The organism is Meiothermus luteus, from assembly GCF_003574085.1.
In the GTDB taxonomy this organism is placed as follows: Bacteria; Deinococcota; Deinococci; order Deinococcales; family Thermaceae; genus Meiothermus; species Meiothermus luteus.
On sequence record NZ_QWKZ01000063.1, the window covers coordinates 1 to 15,551 of the forward strand.

The 15,551-nt window shown below is 64.9% G+C and carries 15 protein-coding genes and 2 pseudogenes; 5 read left to right on the forward strand and 12 right to left on the reverse strand.

Going from position 1 to position 15,551, the window contains the following annotated elements:
* Together Mlute_RS15640 and Mlute_RS09815 are read left to right on the forward strand one after the other, a co-directional pair.
* Nucleotides 1-237, forward strand: a pseudogene (locus Mlute_RS15640) (glycoside hydrolase family 31 protein); the annotation flags it as partial.
* A 41-nt stretch (nucleotides 238-278) separates the two neighbouring features.
* Nucleotides 279-1,784: a carboxypeptidase M32 gene (locus Mlute_RS09815; protein WP_119360491.1), complete on the forward strand. Its 1,506-nt coding sequence runs from the start codon at nucleotides 279-281 to the stop codon at nucleotides 1,782-1,784.
* Here Mlute_RS09815 and Mlute_RS09820 read toward each other — a convergent pair.
* Nucleotides 1,772-2,947, reverse strand: coding sequence for an MFS transporter (locus tag Mlute_RS09820; RefSeq protein WP_119360492.1), 1,176 nt, complete (start codon nucleotides 2,945-2,947; stop codon nucleotides 1,772-1,774). The genes Mlute_RS09815 and Mlute_RS09820 overlap by 13 nt on opposite strands.
* Before the next feature lie 34 nt (nucleotides 2,948-2,981).
* On the opposite strand from Mlute_RS09820, the gene Mlute_RS09825 reads away from it, so the two are divergent.
* Nucleotides 2,982-3,977, forward strand: coding sequence for a tetratricopeptide repeat protein (locus Mlute_RS09825; protein ID WP_182482531.1), 996 nt, complete (start codon nucleotides 2,982-2,984; stop codon nucleotides 3,975-3,977).
* Here Mlute_RS09825 and sixA read toward each other — a convergent pair.
* The 7 genes from sixA to leuC all read right to left on the reverse strand — a co-directional run bounded on the left by sixA (nucleotide 3,974) and on the right by leuC (nucleotide 11,170).
* Nucleotides 3,974-4,447, reverse strand: coding sequence for a phosphohistidine phosphatase SixA (gene sixA / locus Mlute_RS09830; protein ID WP_119360493.1), 474 nt, complete (start codon nucleotides 4,445-4,447; stop codon nucleotides 3,974-3,976). The genes Mlute_RS09825 and sixA overlap by 4 nt on opposite strands.
* Nucleotides 4,448-4,471: 24 nt before the next feature.
* On the reverse strand, nucleotides 4,472-5,977 hold the full coding sequence (locus tag Mlute_RS09835) for a Ppx/GppA phosphatase family protein (protein ID WP_119360494.1): 1,506 nt from the start codon (nucleotides 5,975-5,977) through the stop codon (nucleotides 4,472-4,474).
* A gap of 72 nt (nucleotides 5,978-6,049) precedes the next feature.
* A complete protein-coding gene (ilvD, locus tag Mlute_RS09840; protein WP_119360495.1) occupies nucleotides 6,050-7,714 on the reverse strand; it encodes a dihydroxy-acid dehydratase in 1,665 nt (554 codons plus the stop codon).
* A gap of 110 nt (nucleotides 7,715-7,824) precedes the next feature.
* Entirely contained in the window at nucleotides 7,825-8,877 is a 1,053-nt protein-coding gene (leuB, locus tag Mlute_RS09845; RefSeq protein WP_119360496.1) for a 3-isopropylmalate dehydrogenase, read from the reverse strand.
* Nucleotides 8,878-8,887: 10 nt separating this feature from the next.
* A complete protein-coding gene (leuD, locus tag Mlute_RS09850; RefSeq protein ID WP_119360497.1) occupies nucleotides 8,888-9,490 on the reverse strand; it encodes a 3-isopropylmalate dehydratase small subunit in 603 nt (200 codons plus the stop codon).
* A gap of 21 nt (nucleotides 9,491-9,511) precedes the next feature.
* Nucleotides 9,512-9,718: a hypothetical protein gene (locus Mlute_RS09855; RefSeq protein WP_245958930.1), complete on the reverse strand. Its 207-nt coding sequence runs from the start codon at nucleotides 9,716-9,718 to the stop codon at nucleotides 9,512-9,514.
* Nucleotides 9,719-9,748: 30 nt separating this feature from the next.
* Nucleotides 9,749-11,170: a 3-isopropylmalate dehydratase large subunit gene (gene leuC, locus Mlute_RS09860; RefSeq protein WP_119360498.1), complete on the reverse strand. Its 1,422-nt coding sequence runs from the start codon at nucleotides 11,168-11,170 to the stop codon at nucleotides 9,749-9,751.
* 234 nt (nucleotides 11,171-11,404) lie between these two features.
* Between leuC and Mlute_RS09865 the strand changes: the two genes are divergently transcribed.
* Together Mlute_RS09865 and Mlute_RS09870 are read left to right on the forward strand one after the other, a co-directional pair.
* Nucleotides 11,405-13,270, forward strand: coding sequence for a polyphosphate kinase (locus Mlute_RS09865; protein ID WP_119360499.1), 1,866 nt, complete (start codon nucleotides 11,405-11,407; stop codon nucleotides 13,268-13,270).
* Nucleotides 13,271-13,279: 9 nt separating this feature from the next.
* Entirely contained in the window at nucleotides 13,280-14,047 is a 768-nt protein-coding gene (locus Mlute_RS09870) for an enoyl-CoA hydratase/isomerase family protein (protein WP_119360500.1), read from the forward strand.
* A gap of 2 nt (nucleotides 14,048-14,049) precedes the next feature.
* Here the strand turns inward: Mlute_RS09870 and Mlute_RS09875 are convergent, their stop codons facing one another.
* The 4 genes and pseudogenes from Mlute_RS09875 to Mlute_RS09890 form a co-directional block, all read right to left on the reverse strand.
* Nucleotides 14,050-14,424, reverse strand: a complete 375-nt coding sequence (locus tag Mlute_RS09875) for a DUF2089 domain-containing protein (RefSeq protein WP_119360501.1) — start codon at nucleotides 14,422-14,424, stop codon at nucleotides 14,050-14,052.
* A 7-nt stretch (nucleotides 14,425-14,431) separates the two neighbouring features.
* Nucleotides 14,432-14,728 (reverse strand): hypothetical protein, encoded by a 297-nt coding sequence (locus Mlute_RS09880; RefSeq protein ID WP_119360502.1) that lies wholly within the window; start codon nucleotides 14,726-14,728, stop codon nucleotides 14,432-14,434.
* Between the two features lie 8 nt (nucleotides 14,729-14,736).
* A complete protein-coding gene (locus Mlute_RS09885; RefSeq protein ID WP_119360503.1) occupies nucleotides 14,737-15,114 on the reverse strand; it encodes a hypothetical protein in 378 nt (125 codons plus the stop codon).
* Nucleotides 15,111-15,551, reverse strand: a pseudogene (locus tag Mlute_RS09890) (hypothetical protein); the annotation flags it as partial. The gene Mlute_RS09885 and the pseudogene Mlute_RS09890, both read right to left, overlap by 4 nt.

Below are 15,551 nucleotides of genomic sequence, written 5' to 3' on the forward strand. Positions count from 1 at the left end.
TTTGAGGACGAGGGGGAAGGAGAGGGGCCGGGGGCCTGGAGCGAGCTTTTGGGCAGCTTTGACGGCCGGCGGCTCGAGCTGCGCTTTCTGGATCGCTCGAGCCACCCCCGCGAGGCGGTCTTCGCCGAGGTGCGGGGGGTGGCCCCGCCGGCCCGTGGGGTGGGCCTGGCCTACCAGGACGGGGTGCTGCGCCTGGATCTGCGCCCGGGGGAGGCCTGGGCCGAATGGGACGGGTAACGGGCTGGCAAAACCGCGCGGGGTAGCTATGATGGGCGGGTATGACTGCCCAAGAAGCGTACCAGTGGCTTTTGCAGCATAGCCGGGAGAGCGCCTACCTAGAATCCTTCGCCAGGCTGGCCGCCTGGGATCAGGCCACCTACACCCCCAGAAAGGGCCACCCGCACCGGGCCCAGATGCAGGCTGCGTTGGCCAAGCTGCTGCACCAGCGGGCCACCGACCCCCGAATAGGGGAGCGGCTGGCCATCCTCGAGGGCTCGAGCTGGCTCCAGCCTGGCTCGGTGGAGGCAGTCAACGTGCGGGAGTGGCGGCGGGCTTTTGAGCGCGCCACCCGTATCCCCGAGCGGCTGGCGGTGGAGCTGGCCCAGGCCACCAGCGAGGGCGAGGCCATCTGGGAAGAGGCCCGCCCCAAGAACGACTGGGAGGGCTTTCGGCCCATCCTGAAGCGGATTTTTGCCCTGACCCGTGAGCTGGCCGATGTGCTGGGCTACAAAGAGGAGCCCTACGACGCGCTGCTGGACCAGTACGAGCCGGGGGCCACCACCGCCCAGCTCGAGCCCATCTTCAAACAGGTGGGCGAGGCCAGCGTGGCCCTTCTAAGGCGCATTCAGGGCAGCCGTCGCCGCCCCGATACCGCCATCCTCCGCCGCCACTTCCCCATTCCCGCCCAGGAGGCCTTCGGCAAGGAGGTCATCGCCCGGCTGGGGTTTGACCTCGAGGCCGGCCGGCTGGATGTGGTGGCCCACCCCTTCATGCAGGGTATCGGCCCCGGGGATGTGCGCCTCACCACCCGCTACTACCCAGACTACTTCAACGCGGGCTTCTTCAGCATCGTGCACGAAATGGGGCATGGCCTCTACGGGCAGGGGCTGTTGCCCGAACACTTCGGTACCCCCATGGGGAGCGAGATCTCGCTGGGCGTCCACGAGTCGCAAAGCCGCACCTGGGAGAACCTGGTGGGCCGCAGCCTGGGCTTCTGGCGGTATTTTTGGCCCCGTGTCCAGCACCACTTCGAGGCTCTGCGGGATGTGCGGCTGGAAGACTTCTACTTCGCCATCAACGCGGTGGAGCCCAGCCTGATTCGGGTGGAGGCCGACGAGGTGACCTACAACCTGCACATCCTGATTCGCTTTGAGGTGGAGCGGGCCCTGCTGCGTGGCGAGCTAGACCTAGAAGACGCGCCCGAGGCCTGGGAGGCCAAGTACCAGCAGTACCTGGGGGTTCGCCCGCCCCAGATAGGGGATGGGCTGATGCAGGACGTGCACTGGGCAGCAGGCTTGATTGGCTATTTCCCCACCTATACCCTGGGCAACCTCTACGCCGCGCAGTTCTTCGCCCGCGCCGAGCGGGAGTTGGGGCCCTTGGAAGAGCAGTTCGCCCGGGGGGAGTTTTCTCTCTTGCTGGAGTGGACTAGGCGGAACATCCACCACCAAGGCAGCCGCTACTGGCCCCGTGAGCTACTTTGGCAGGTGACCGGGGAAGACCTGAATCCAACTCACCTTCTGACCTACCTAGAGCGCAAATTCTCTGCCCTCTACGGGGTTTGACCCCCAGCCGCCGCTTCCAAAAGCTTAAGCCGCCGGCCAGCGTAAAGGGCCCAGGCGTAGCAGACCGCCGCCACCAGCATCGGGCCCGCGTAGCCGACCCGGTCGGCCAGAAGCCCCCCCAGCACCGGGGAGAAGGAGAGGAGCCCCACAATGGTGTTGGACAGGCCAATGTAAGAGCTGCGGGCCTCGGTGGGGGCCAGGTTGACCAGGTAGGTGGCGGTGCCCACCCCGATGGCCGACAGGTAAGCCCCCTGCAGGGCGAACACCACCCAGAAGAGCGAAGCCGGCAGCAGCAAGGCCAGCGCGGGGGTCAGGGCACCCAGAGCTGCGCCGATGAGGATTAGGCTTCGGGAGCCAAAGCGCCGGGAGAGGCGCACCCAAAGCAGGTTGGAGAGGACCGAGGCCGAGGTGTAGACCATCAGATAGATGCCAACTTCTCCCTTGTGGCCCAGGTTGCGCACCGCGTAGGCGGCGTAGAAGGGCTCCACCATGCCGGCGATGGCCAGAAGAACCCGCACCCGCAGAAAGCGGCGGAAGTAAAAGTCGCGAAAGGGTAGGGTGAGGGAGAGCTCTTCCTTTCGAACTTCCTTGTCCGGAGGCTCGTCAATCTGGCCGAACAGGTGCCAGCCGTAGGCGAAGGCCAGGGTGCCCAGGGTGAAGAGGATGGCGTAGGGGTAGGGGAAGGGCAGGGGTAGCTCGAGCACCTGCCGCACCAGCAGCCCTGCTAGGAAGGCCAGCGCCCCACCTACCAGGTTGCGCATGGAGAAGAGGGATGCGCGCCGCTCCATGGGGATGGTTTTGGCGATGGTTTCCCAGAAGGGAAGGCTGGAAAAGCCGGTGAAGAGTCCGTTTAGGCCAAGCCCCACCACGAAGACCCAGAGCAGGAGCTCGGGTTTGTGGCCGAGAAAGAACCCCCCTAGGGCCACCAGGCCCAAGCTGGCCACCCGCAGCATAGCCATCCGTCGGTAGAGGACCACTTTTACGGGCAGCCGGGCCACATAGGAGGCCAGGAAAACCTGCGGGACCATGGAGCCCGCGGTGAGCAAAGCCGGCAGCAGCCCCACCACCCAGTTGGCCGCTCCAAGCTTGGCCGCAAACGAGGCCAGCACGATGGAGCCATTGAAAAAGGCGTCGCCCAGCAGCACCAGCCAGCCATTGAGCATTGCCAGACGGTAGCTTTTGTCGCGAAGGTCTAAAATGCCGGGCGTGTCGGTCTTGCTCGTTCCCACCCTGGGCCCCTTTCACATCCTGCACCCCCGCTACAACGGGGTGACGGTCCTGGAGCTGACGCGGCTTTACCAGCCCGAAACCCTGTACCTAGCCTCCTATAGCCCCCAAGAGCTGGGCGCGCAGCGCTGGCGCGACCAGAACGAGCTTTCATTCTTTCACGTTTTGCCCTGGGCGGAAAGGGTAGGGCTGGCGGTGGTGGCCTTGGATGAGGCCGAGGACCTGCGCCGCCAGGCCCTGGAGTTCCGCCAGGCCCTGGAGCAATACCCACGGGGCCAGGAGTTTTTGCGGCGGGCGGCCCCTTTGGAGGAGGCTTTGCAGAGGCTGCTCACCGAACCAATGACCCCGGAGCGTTTGGCCCAAAAGGGCACCATTGAGGCGTTGCAGGCCTACCACCAGGGGTATGTGAGGCTTTTTGGGGATGGTCCGGCGACCGGTTTTCGGTCGCTTAGGATGCGGAAGGTGGCCGAGCGCCTCTCGAGCCCTGGGAGGGCGGTGGTGCTGGTGGATGTCCTAGACTATCCGCTGCTGATAGAGGCCCTACCGGAAGGCTCGTACCGCCTTCCCCAGGCCCACGCCCCCACGGAGTTCGAGCGGTGGCGCAGCCTGCTGGACCGGGCCTGGCGGCTTAGCGAATCGGACGACTGGGGGCTTTTGCTGGAGGGGCTTCAGGCGGTAAAGGAACCCGAGGCGCTTTACTGCGCGGCCCAGATTTACCTGGCGGCGGGGCAGCCGGAGGACGCTTTGGTCCTTTTGGAGGAGCTTTTACACACAGACTTCCATCACCCGGCCTACCTGCCAGGCTACGCCCTGGCCCGCTACGGCCAGCTTGCCGATGCCCTGGGCCAGCGTGAGCGGGCCTTGCGGGCCTACCAGGCGGTGCTCGGGCTTTCCTGGGCGCCCGCGGAGGCCCGGGAGATTGCCCTGGCCGGCCAGAGGACTCCTTTCAGGCTGGGGTCTGCTTAGGCCAGCTTGCGCAGCAGCCGGGGCGACCAAAAGCCCAAAAGCCTCATCTGCCCAGGTCTGGGGTGGCCCTCTAGGTGGGCCACCCCCCCCTTCTTGAAGGGAAAGCTTTCCCCTTGGGGGCTTCCAACCAGCAACCAGGCGCACAGACTACTCAGCCAGGGCTCATGCCCCACCAGGGCCACCGAGGAGCCCTCCAGCGTGTTGAGCAGGGCTTCGCTTGGCGGCTCGGCCAGGTGGGGGGTTACCTGGGTCTGGCCTTCCTCCAGCAAGGGGGTCAGCAGCTCTGCGGTCTGCACGGCGCGCAGCTTGGGGCTGTGGTAGATGCGGTCAAAACAGACCCCCAGGCGTTTCAAGCCCCGCACGGCAGCGCGAAACTTCTCCTTACCCTCCTCGCTCAATGGCCGCGCCTCGTCGGGCTGGCCCGGCGCTGCCTCCAGGGCGATGGCGTGGCGAACTAAGTAGAGCTCCATGGCTTCATCCTATCGCGCCCCTCCTTATTCCAGGGGCCTCCAGGCAAGCTGCAGCTCGCGCTCAAAGGCTGCTTGGAAGAGCTTGTCCTGCTTTGCGGTTTCGGCCAGCTCCACCCAAGGCTCCTCCTGGGCCAGCAGGGTCAGCCTCACCTGCTGCGTCCCTATTTCCACCTCCAGCCCCTCCACCCTGCCTGCCCGGCTGCGCTCCAGGTACTCGCTGATGCGGAGAATAGCGGCCAGGCGTAGCAGCCGCTTGGTGTCCCCTTCTTGGAGAAGGGGTTTGTAGGCCCCTGGCTTGGGCTCGCCCTTGCGGTGGTAGCGCACCAGAAGCCCCAGGAGGGCCTGTTCCCGGTGGGTCAGGCCGGGGATGGCCTGGCTCATCACCAGGTATTCGCCGTGCTTGTGGTGGTCGTAGTAGCCGATGCTCATACCGATGTCGTGGAGCAGGGCCGCTTCGTCGAGAAGGCGCTCCTCTTCCTGGTAGCCGTGCAGGGGCTTGAGCAGCCGGAAGAGCAAGCGGCAGAAGTGGCGTACGCGAGCGGTATGGCCGTGGTCCTGGGGGTAGCGGGCGAACAGGTTGCGCACAAAGAAGCCGCGCACATCGGAGAGCAGGTGGGGTGGGGGTAGAAAGGCCTCGTAAAAAACCCCTTCGCGCAGGCCCTGGCCGGAAACGTAGAGCCCCTCCAACCCGGCTTCGCGGAGCAGGGTTCGGTAGACCAGGGCACCGGCGATGATCACATCGGCCCGATCGGCCTGAAGGCCCTCGAGCCGCCGGCGCTGTTCCGCGCTGCGGGCCAGTAGGAGCTCCATCAGCTCCTCCAACTCACTTCGCGAGAGGAAGTAGCCGTGCAGAAGGTCGAGGGGGTACCCCCGGCGACGCTGGGCCAGCTTGGCTAGGTTGCGCACAGTACCGCCCATGGCTACCAAGGGCCGAGGATGCTCGCGGAGTTGCTCCAGAACATCCTTCATCTCTTTTCGCACGAAGCGCTCGAGCTCCTCTACCTCGCCTTTTTTGGGGGGGTCGTTTTGCAGGAACATCTCGGTCAGCCGCACCGCCCCCAAAGGATAGGCCCGCCCCCATCGGTAAAGGCGGCTTTCCATGGAGGAAAGCTGGGCGCTGCCGCCGCCCAGGTCCATCACCCAGGCCTCCTCCAGGGGGAAGGAGTTGGCCACCGCCAAAACCCCGTACCGGGCCTCCTCCTCCCCCGAGAGCACCCGCACCTGCAGCCCGAGCTTCCGAACCTCCTGCAAAAACTCTGGGCCATTTTCAGCATCGCGGCTCGCGCTGGTGGCGACCACCCTTAGCTCGTCTAGGTCGGTGGCCTGGGCGAAGTCAGCATAGAGCCTGAGGGCTGAAAGCGCCCGCTGCATTCCCCCCTTGGTGAGCCGGTTTTGGGTGCCCAGCCCCTCGCCTAGCCGGACTGTTTCGCGGATTTCGTCTATCAAACGGAAGTGCCGTCCGGGCTCATAGGCGTATACCACCAGGCGGGCCGTACCGGAGCCTAGGTCTACAATTCCAAGGCGTTGCACCGGCTTATCCTAGGGCTTGACCGGCGGAAGGCTCAAGGGCCCTTCCGGGGTTGGGGGCCCCTTCGCCCGCGCCTAGTCCGGCTTTACCAGCACCGCTCCCTCCCTTGCGCTGCTCACCAGCGCTGCGTAGCGGGCGAACAACCCACTCTTGTAGTGGGGTTTGGGGGGCTTCCAGGCTTTGGCCCGCTTAGCCAGCTCCTTCTCTGAGACCTCCAGGTTCAAGATGCCCTGGTCGCAGTCAATGGAGATGACGTCGCCCTCTTCCACCAAGGCGATGGGCCCTCCTACCTGGGCCTCGGGGGCCACATGCCCGATCATCAGGCCGCGGGTACCTCCAGAAAAACGCCCATCGGTTACCAGCGCCACGTAAGGCCCGAGCCCCTCACCCACCAGGGCAGAGGTGACCGAGAGCATCTCGGGCATTCCCGGGGCTCCCTTGGGGCCCTCGTAGCGGATGACCACCACATCGCCAGGTTTGATTTTCTTCTTCAAAACGGCCTTCATAGCGGCCTCTTCGCCGTTGAAGACCCGGGCTGGGCCACGGAAGACCTTGGTCTCGGTGCCCACCAGCTTGAGCACCGCGCCCTCTGGGGCCAGGCTTCCTTTCAGGACCCGCAGCCCGCCCTCGGGCTTGAAGGGATTTTGCACGGTGGCCACGACCTTTTGCCCTTTGGCCTCCTTGGCGTTTTTGGTTTCCTCCCAAAGGGTTTTGCCGCTTACGGTCATCTGATCGCCATCTATGATGCCCCCCTCAATCAGGCGGCGGATGACCAGGGGAATCCCTCCGGCCTCCCAAAGCTCCCAGGCAGTATACTGGCCCCAGGGGCGCATATCGGCGATTACCGGAGTTTTGCGCGAGATTTTATCAAACTCCTCCAGGGTGAGCTTAATGCCGGCTTCCTTTGCTACTGCCAGCAGGTGGAGCACCGCGTTGGTGGAACCCCCGGTAGCCGCCACCGCTGCGATGGCGTTGGTAAAGCTCTTCTTGGTAAGGAAGCTTTTGGGGGTGCGGTTGTGCTTTATGGCCTCGGCCAGGATGCGCATGGCCTTCCGGCCGGCCTCCTTCTTCTCCGGGGCCACCGCCGGAATGGCGTTGTAGCCGATGGGGGAAAACCCCATGACCTCCAGCACCATGGCCATGGTGTTGGCAGTGTACTGCCCGCCGCAAGCGCCAGGGCCGGGGATGGCGGTGCGCTCAACCTCGGCGAGTTCCTCTTCGGAGATTTTGCCCGCAGCGTACTGGCCCACCGCCTCAAAGACCGAAACGATGGTCTGCTTTTTCCCGTTCAGGATGCCCGGTGCGATGGAACCGCCGTAAAGCACCAGACTGGGTACATCGGCCCGGATGACGCCCATCATGGCTCCGGGGTTGGTCTTGTCGCAGGCCACCAGCGCCACCATGCCGTCGTACAGGTAGCCCTGGGCGATCAGCTCAATGGAGTCGGCAATGACCTCACGGCTCACCAGCGAGGCCCGCATCCCTATGGTGCCCATGCTAATGCCGTCGGAGATGGCCGGGGCGCCAAACTCAAAGGTCTGGAGGCCCGCTTCCTTGGCCCCAATCTTTAGGTCGGCGGCCAGGTCGCGCAGGTGGAAGTTGCAGGGCATGCCTTCGGTCCAGGTGTTCACGATGCCCACCCAAGGAATCTTGAACTCCTCGTCGCCAATGCCCACCGCGCGGAGCATGGCTCGAGCAGGGGCTTGTTTGGGGCCTTTCTTGATGATGTCGGAACGCATGGCTACCTCACAAGGATACCGGGTTTGTACCCCAAAGGGGTTTGGCCACCAAGTTACAGGCCTCTTGGGCAGTTTACCAGCACCGGCTCTAGCCTTTGGTGTCCTACAGTTCAGGTCACCACCCTGCGGAAGGCTGCAACCACCTGCTGGGTAAAGTCCTGAGTGCCGGCCTTTCCGCCCAGGTCGGGGGTAGGGCTTTGGGCAAGGGCCTGGGCCACCGCCTCCTCCACCCGCCGGGCCACCTCGGGGCGGTTCAGGGCATAGGTGAGGAGCATAGCCGCCGACAGGATGGCCGCGGTAGGGTTGGCGATGCCCCTCCCGGCGATGTCCGGAGCCGAGCCGTGAACGGGTTCAAAGAGGGGGGTCTTCTCGCCCAGGCTGGCCGAGGGCAACAGGCCCAGCGAGCCCGGCAGCACGCTGGCCAGGTCGGAGAGGATGTCGCCGAAGATGTTGCCGGTCACCACCACGTCAAAGCGGCTGGGCCGGGTGACCAGGTGCATAGCCATGGCGTCCACGTACTGGTGCTCCAGGGCCACATCGGGGTAATCCCGGTGTACCTCGTCCACGGTCTTGCGCCAGAACTCGCCCACCTCGAGCACGTTGGCTTTGTCCACGCTGCAGACCAGGCCCCGCCTTTTGCGGGCCGCTTCAAAGGCCACCCGGGCAATGCGCTCAACCTCGAGCCTGCTGTAGCGCTCGGTGTTCCAGGCCTCAGCCTCGCTCATGCCGCGGGGCTCTCCGAAGTAGATGCCCCCGGTGAGCTCGCGGATCACCAGTACGTCTACTCCCCGGGCAATCTCGGGTTTGAGCGGGGAGAGATGCTCCAGGCCGGGCAGCACCTTGGCCGGGCGCAGGTTGGCGAAAAGGCCGTGGGCCTTACGCAGGGCCAGCAGGCCGGTTTCGGGGCGCAGGTGGCGGGGCACGTGGTCCCACTTAGGGCCCCCGATGGCCCCCAGCAAGATAGCGTCGGCTTGCAGGCAGCCCCTTTGGGTTACCTCGGGAAAGGGCTCGCCATGGGTGTCAATGGCGTTTCCCCCAAAGGGAAAGGCTTCAAACTCAAGCCCCAAGCCAAATGCCTCATCGGCGGCCTTTAGCACCTCCACCGCGGCGTAGGTAACCTCGGGGCCGATGCCGTCGCCAGGGAGAAGGGCAACCTTGGGCATGGCGGTTCTCCTAGCGGGTGGCCCTGGGCAGCCGGGCGTGGGCCTCTTGGATGAGGTCGGTGGCCTCGAGCAGGTCGGCGATGGGGTCCCAGCGTCCTTCCACCAGAGCCTTTTGGGCCGTGGGGGGCAGGCCTACTTGGAAGGCCTTGTCGGCGTAGCGCACCTCGAGCCGCTCCACATCCACCGTGACCAGGAGGCCCGGGTCCTCCTCAATCGCTTGGGCCAAGGCGGCGATATCGGCCTTGGAGGCGGTCACGCACGGCATGGAGAGGGTGGTGGCGTTGCCGAAGAAAATCTCCGCGAAGCTCTCGCCGATGAGGGCCCGGAAGCCTGCCCGGTAGATGGCCTGGGGGGCGTGCTCCCGGGAGGAGCCACAGCCGAAGTTGGCCCCCACCAGCATGATGCGGGCCCCTTTAAAGCGGGGGTCATTCAGCGGGTGGGGCTTCTCCGAGCCGTCCGGGTTGAAGCGCTCGTCGTGGAAGAGGGCCTCGCCCAGTCCGTCAAAGGTGACCACCTTCAGGTAGCGCGCCGGGGTGATGCGGTCGGTGTCTATGTCGTCGCCGGGAACGTACACGGCACGTCCGGAGACCTGCTTAATCGCTTCTAAAGCCATGGTTTCTCCTCTTCTCAAGCTCTATTCGTCCCGCTCTGCCTTGAAGCCCCTCGAGATATTCCACACCCCCACCAGCGCAGCCGCCGAGACCAGCACGAACCCCCCGGCAAAGATGAGCCAAGCCCGCACCGGCGTGCTGGCCAGGCTTTGGTACCAAAGGGCCAGCGTGGCCATGGAGAGTAGCACCGAGAGGGCCACCAGGCTCAGACCGAGCAGGATGCGGCTCATATCCCTGGAATCGCCCGGGCTGCCCGCCTCTTACGCCCCCACCAGCTCGGCCCCAAACACTTCCCGCGCGTCGCTGATGCGGCCTGTAACCGCCGCCGCCACCACCATCACCGGGCTCATCAGCACGGTGCGCCCGGTGGCGCTGCCTTGGCGGCCCTTGAAGTTGCGGTTGGAGCTAGAGGCGCAAAGCTCATCCCCTACCAGCCGGTCGGGGTTCATGGCCAAGCACATGCTGCAGCCGGCCCCGCGCCACTCAAATCCGGCCTCCCGGAAGATGTCAGCGATGCCCTCCTCTTCGCACTGCCTGGCCACCTGCTGCGAGCCCGGCACCGCGATGGCCCGCACGCCTGGGGCTACCTTGCGGCCCTTGAGGTACTTGGCGGCCTCCCGGAAGTCGGAGATGCGGCCGTTGGTGCAGCTTCCCAAGAAGGCCACGTCTATCTTGACGCCTTTGATGGGCTGGCCGGGTTTGAGCTTCATGTGGGCCAGGGCCTCCTCAATGGCGGCCCGCTGGGATTCGGGATAGTGGGCGGGGTCGGGAACCCGGTCAGTGATGGCGCAGCCCTGGCCGGGGTTGATGCCCCAGGTCACGGTGGGCGCGATGTCCTCCGCGCGGATGCTGACCACATCGTCGTAGTGGGCGTCGGGGTCGGAGGCTAGGGCTTTCCAGCGCTCAACAGCCCTATCCCACTCGGCGCCCTTGGGCGCGTAGGGACGGCCCTTGAGGTAGTCAAAGGTGGTCTGGTCGGGGTTGACGTAGCCGATGCGGGCGCCTCCCTCAATGCTCATGTTGCAGACGGTCATGCGCTCTTCCATGCTGAAGTTGTCAAAGACGCTGCCGCCGTACTCGTAGGCGTAGCCGATGCCCCCGTTGACCCCTAGGGTCTTGATGATGTGCAGGATGACGTCCTTGGCGTAGACCCCTGGCCCCAGCCGTCCGTCAACGTTGATGCGCCGCACCTTGAGCTTGCTCACCGCCATGGTCTGGGTGGCCAGCACATCGCGCACCTGGGTGGTGCCAATCCCGAAGGCGATGGCGCCAAAGGCCCCGTGGGTGGAGGTGTGGGAGTCACCGCAGGCGATGGTCATGCCGGGCTGGGTGATGCCGTTTTCCGGGCCAATCACGTGCACGATGCCCTGCCGGCCCGAGGTCACGTCAAAAAAGGTGATGCCGTGCTCGGCCACGTTTTTGCGCAGATGACGGATCATCTCGTCGGCTTGGGGGTCCTCAAAGGGTTCCAAGAGTGAGTGGGTCGGCACGATGTGGTCCACCGTGGCAAAGGTCCGCTCGGGGTAGCGCACCTTGAGGCCCAGGTCGCGCAGCATGCCGAAGGCTTGGGGGCTTGTTACTTCGTGAATGAGATGGACGTCAATGAAGAGCTGGGTCTGTCCGTTGGGCAGGGTGCGGAGGGCGTGGGCCTCCCAGACTTTTTCGTACAAGCTCTTTCCCATCTTGCTCTCCTGGATGCCGCAAGACCCCAGAGCCTAGCCCGGGGTCTTGCGCCACAGCCGCCAGACCCCTAGCGGGGGGCTAGCCGGTGTGGTCTTATCGCCTGCGACATCGTGGGTCAGTATAGCCTTTGGTATACCAAAACGTCAAGCCTTGCCGGGTTTAGACTGGTTGGGGTGAAGAAAAAGAAGAAGACTTCACACGCTTCTGACCGAGAGCGTCCAGACTTTAGGGCGATGCCCGAGGGCACGGCCACCCCTATTTCCCCAGAGGCGAGCTGGCTCTCCTTCAACCGCCGGGTGTTGGAGCAGACCTGCCGGCCGGACTTTCCCCTTTTGGAGCGGCTTCGGTTCCTGGCCATCTGGGCCAGCAATATGGATGAGTTCTTCGCCGCTCGCGTCTCCCGTCTTTTTGCCGAGGGGCGGGGCAGTCCAGAGTACCGGGCAGTTTTAGCCGAGGCCCAGAGCCAGTCTGAGGAGGCGTCCCGGCTTTACCGCGAGTTTTTGAGGTCCTTGGAGGACCTTCACATCCACGTTCTGGAACCTTCCCAGCTGACCCGGGCCGAGCAGCAGTACTTCGGGGCCTACTTGGCCGAAGAAGTGGCCCCGCTGACCGACCTTATTGAGCCCGGGTCCCTGTCTGACCTGTCCAGTCAGGCCCTCTACTTTGCCTCCGGGGAAGGGCCCCTACGGCACCTTATCCGCCTGCCCCAAAGCCTGCCCCGGCTTTTACCGGTGCCGGGCCGGGAGGGGGGATTTGTGCGACTTGGGGCTTTGGTGCGGATGCGCAGCGACCTCTTTCTCCCCACCTCGGGCAAGCCGCCCCTCTTTGAGTTCCGTCTGATCCGCCTGGCCCAACTCGCCCGTTCCCGCGCGGACTGGGATGAGCTGCCCGAGGCCCTGGAGGCGCGGCTAGACGGCCAGGTGAGTCACCTCGAGCTGGAAGAGGACTTCCCGCACCCTTGGTCCGAGGCCCTGCGGACGGCCCTGGGCCTTCTGCCCGAGGAGGTCTTCCGCCTTCCGCCCCCCCTTGACCTAAGCTTGGTCTCTACCCTGGTGAGCCAGGGGCCAGCAGGGGAGAGGTTCAAGCCCTTGGCGCCCAAGCGGCCCAAGGGGTTTGGCAAGGACCCCTGGGCCTACCTGAACCGACGCGACCTGGTTCTTTACCACCCCTTTGAGGACTACGGTGCAGTGGAGGAGTTTGTGGAAGCGGCGGCTCGAGACCCCAAGGTGGAGGCCCTGCGGGCCACGCTCTACCGGATTGGCGAGAACAACAGGCTGGCCGCTTCCCTGATTCAGGCCGCCAAGGCGGGGAAAGATGTGGCGGTGCTGCTGGAGGGGCGGGCCCGCTTTGATGAGCTGGCCAACCTCGAGTGGAGCCTGCGCTTTTCCGGGGCGGGGGTGCGGGTGCTGCCCTTGCCGGAGAAAAAGGTCCACGCCAAAGCCCTGTATGTGCGCCGGGCAGGGCACGCCTACGCCCATCTGGGTACCGGCAACTACAACCCCCTCAACGGCCGGCTCTACACCGACCTTTCCCTCTTCACCGCCCACCCTGCCCTCACCGCCGATGTGTGGGCCTTTTTTGAGGCCTTGGAAGCCCGGAAGCCCCCAACGCTTTCTGTCTTGCGAACGGCCTCTGGCATACGTGAGCTGCTCCTGGAAGGAATTGCAGGAGAAGCCCACAGGAAGGGGGAGATCATCCTCAAGTTCAACCACCTGACCGACCCTGCTGTGCTGCAGGCCCTGGAGGAGGCGCTCGGCAGGGGAGCGCGGGTGCACCTGATTGTGCGCAGCACCCTTACCGCCCTCTGGGAAGGGGTTGACGCGCGCAGCCTAGTGGGGCGGTTTTTGGAGCACGCGCGCATTGCGGCTTTCAAGAACAGGGGCAAGTGGCGCATCTGGGCCGGCAGCGCCGATGCCATGCCCCGCAACCTTGACCGACGCTACGAGCTTTTCTTTCCCATTCTGAACGGCCGGGCCAAGCGCAAGGTGCTGGAGATTCTAAGGGCTCAGCTCGCCGATGACCGCAATACCTACATACTTACCCCCGGCGGCCAGGAGCGGCGCTGGGGGGGCAAGCACGATGCCCAGCGCTGGGAGTAGCATGGGCGTATGCGGGTTCTTTCCTCCGACCAAGACGGGCTGCGCCTGCTCACCCTAAACGATCCTGACCGACGCAATCCTCTTTCGCCCGAGCTAGTGCGGGGGCTGCTGGAAGCCTTGGAGGCTGCCGAAGGCGATAAGGGGGTGCGGGCGGTGGTGCTTACCGGGGCCGGCCCTGCGTTTAGCGCGGGGGCCGACCTGGAATTCCTAAGAGGTGTGACCCAGGCAGGGGCTGAGGCCAACTACGCCCACTCCCGAGAGCTAATGCGCCTGTTTCATCGGATTTACACCTTTCCTAAGCCCACCGTGGCGGCGGTCAATGGCCCGGCGGTGGCCGGGGGGGCAGGGCTGGCTGGGGCTTGCGACCTGGTGGTGATGAGCGAGGAGGCCAGCTTGGGCTACACCGAGGTTAGGATTGGCTTTGTGGCGGCCTTGGTGGGGGTGATTCTGGTGCGCAGTGTGGGCGAGAAGCACGCCAAGGAGCTGCTCCTCACCGGCAGGCTGGTCCCTGCCCAGGAGGCCTACCGGATGGGCCTGGTGAACCGGGTGGTGCCCTCCGGGCGGGTTTTGGACGAGGCCTTGGCGCTAGCCAAGGAGATGGCGGCCAATGCGCCCACCTCGCTTCGCCTCACCAAAGAACTGCTGCACGCGATTCCCGGGATGGGTCTAGAGGACGGCTTCCGGCTGGCTGCTCTGGCCAACGCCTGGGTGCGTGAAACGGGGGATTTGGCCGAAGGCATCGCGGCCTTTTTTGAGAAGCGCCCGCCCCGTTTTTGACACTAGCGTTTTCTGAGGACCCGCAGCCGCTCAGCGGCCTCGGCGGCGCTAATCTGGCCTTTTTCCAGCGCGGAGAGAATCTCCTCCTTCTCCTCCACCTGGGGCTCCTCCTCGTAGCCCAGGGCCCTGAGCAGCCCCTCGAGCCGGGCCCGCACCGTGGGGTAGGAGAGACCCAGGATTCGTTCCACCTCCTTCAGGTTGCCCCGCACCTTGAGGTAGAGCCTTAGAAATTCCAGGTGCTCTGGGGTTAGGAGGGCGAACTCGTTGGGTTGGAAAGCCCCTTTGACCTCGGTGTGGCAACCTGGGCACTTCAAGCCGGTTATCTGCAGGTGTCCGCCGCAAGCGGGACACTGGGTAGGGGGGGGAAACGTCCGCATGGTCTGTTTACCAGAGGCCGAGCCGGACCTCCACGCCTTTTGGAACCGGGGATTTTACCTCTACCTCTGCCAGGACGAAAGGGGGGGTCCTGCGGAGCTCTTCGGCGAGGAAGAGGTTCCTCAGGAGGACCAAGCGGTGGTCCTGCCCCCAGCGGGGCTTCCGGGCAGCCACCTTCAGGAAGAAGCTAAGCGCGGCCAGCGGGACGCACAAAACCAGCATCGGAACCCCTCTCACCCGCACCCATAGGTAGACAAACCGTGGGCGTAGGGGCGGAGAAAGGATGGGTCGGTGTGGCAGTTTCATAACCCCTCTTAGGCCACCTCGATCACTACCCGCATGGGGATTTTGGCCTCGGACTCGCTGATCTCCATGTCTACCAGCCGCCCTTCGGGCAGCTCGTTTTTGAGCATGTCCAGAAGGCCGGCAATCTCAATTCCTTGGGCGCTGAGCTGTTCTTTGGCTTCGGGCGGAATGAAGTGGGCGGCGAACCTGGCCAAGGAGACGGGCAGGTTTACCTTTACCTTTACCTCTTCGCCATCTATTGAGATGCGGACCATTTGGGCGCTGCCTTTGGGGGTGGGGGAGGTGTAGGTGTCAAAGCTTTGGATGGCCTCGAGCAGCCGGAGGGCTTCCTGAAGCGAGACCTTGCCCTCCTTGAACATCCGCATAACCCGTTCCTTGTCGTTCATCTTCCCTCCGCTTGTACCCCTAGATTGCCCATTCGCACCCAGACCTCGAGCCGGGCCCGGCCCTCCCCCAAAAGGCCCGCGCTGCCGTCTTCGGGGTGGAGGCCCCTGATTTCCTGATGCCCTAGGCTGACGTTGGCGTTGAGTCGGAGGCTGCTTCCGGACAGCAGGAAAAGCTCAGCGTTGCCCATGGACACCCGGAGGCGGTGCTGCCCCTCCCGCAGCAGCAGCGAGCCCTCGAGGTTGCCCGCGGTGAGCTCCAGGTCTAGCCCCTCCACCGCCTTCAGCTCCAGGTTGCCCGCGGCTACCCGTCCTTTCAAAAAGGCGATGCCCTTAGCCTCCACCTGGGCAGCCTTGCCGTCTATCTCCAGCCCCCAGCCTTCCGGCAGCCGCAGCTCGAGGCTCCGGCCTACCTTGCCCAGAACCCCTCCTAGAAACCC

What these genes read in the sequence shown, in the direction of transcription:
- Mlute_RS09815 (WP_119360491.1), top strand. Translation starts at nt 279, where the DNA reads ATGACTGCCCAAGAAGCGTACCAGTGGCTTTTGCAGCATAGCCGGGAG.
- Mlute_RS09820 (WP_119360492.1), bottom strand. Translation starts at nt 2,947, where the DNA reads ATGCTCAATGGCTGGCTGGTGCTGCTGGGCGACGCCTTTTTCAATGGC.
- Mlute_RS09825 (WP_182482531.1), top strand. Translation starts at nt 2,982, where the DNA reads ATGCCGGGCGTGTCGGTCTTGCTCGTTCCCACCCTGGGCCCCTTTCAC.
- sixA (WP_119360493.1), bottom strand. Translation starts at nt 4,447, where the DNA reads ATGGAGCTCTACTTAGTTCGCCACGCCATCGCCCTGGAGGCAGCGCCG.
- ilvD (WP_119360495.1), bottom strand. Translation starts at nt 7,714, where the DNA reads ATGCGTTCCGACATCATCAAGAAAGGCCCCAAACAAGCCCCTGCTCGA.
- leuB (WP_119360496.1), bottom strand. Translation starts at nt 8,877, where the DNA reads ATGCCCAAGGTTGCCCTTCTCCCTGGCGACGGCATCGGCCCCGAGGTT.
- leuD (WP_119360497.1), bottom strand. Translation starts at nt 9,490, where the DNA reads ATGGCTTTAGAAGCGATTAAGCAGGTCTCCGGACGTGCCGTGTACGTT.
- Mlute_RS09855 (WP_245958930.1), bottom strand. Translation starts at nt 9,718, where the DNA reads ATGAGCCGCATCCTGCTCGGTCTGAGCCTGGTGGCCCTCTCGGTGCTA.
- leuC (WP_119360498.1), bottom strand. Translation starts at nt 11,170, where the DNA reads ATGGGAAAGAGCTTGTACGAAAAAGTCTGGGAGGCCCACGCCCTCCGC.
- Mlute_RS09865 (WP_119360499.1), top strand. Translation starts at nt 11,405, where the DNA reads ATGCCCGAGGGCACGGCCACCCCTATTTCCCCAGAGGCGAGCTGGCTC.
- Mlute_RS09870 (WP_119360500.1), top strand. Translation starts at nt 13,280, where the DNA reads ATGCGGGTTCTTTCCTCCGACCAAGACGGGCTGCGCCTGCTCACCCTA.
- Mlute_RS09875 (WP_119360501.1), bottom strand. Translation starts at nt 14,424, where the DNA reads ATGCGGACGTTTCCCCCCCCTACCCAGTGTCCCGCTTGCGGCGGACAC.
- Mlute_RS09880 (WP_119360502.1), bottom strand. Translation starts at nt 14,728, where the DNA reads ATGAAACTGCCACACCGACCCATCCTTTCTCCGCCCCTACGCCCACGG.
- Mlute_RS09885 (WP_119360503.1), bottom strand. Translation starts at nt 15,114, where the DNA reads ATGAACGACAAGGAACGGGTTATGCGGATGTTCAAGGAGGGCAAGGTC.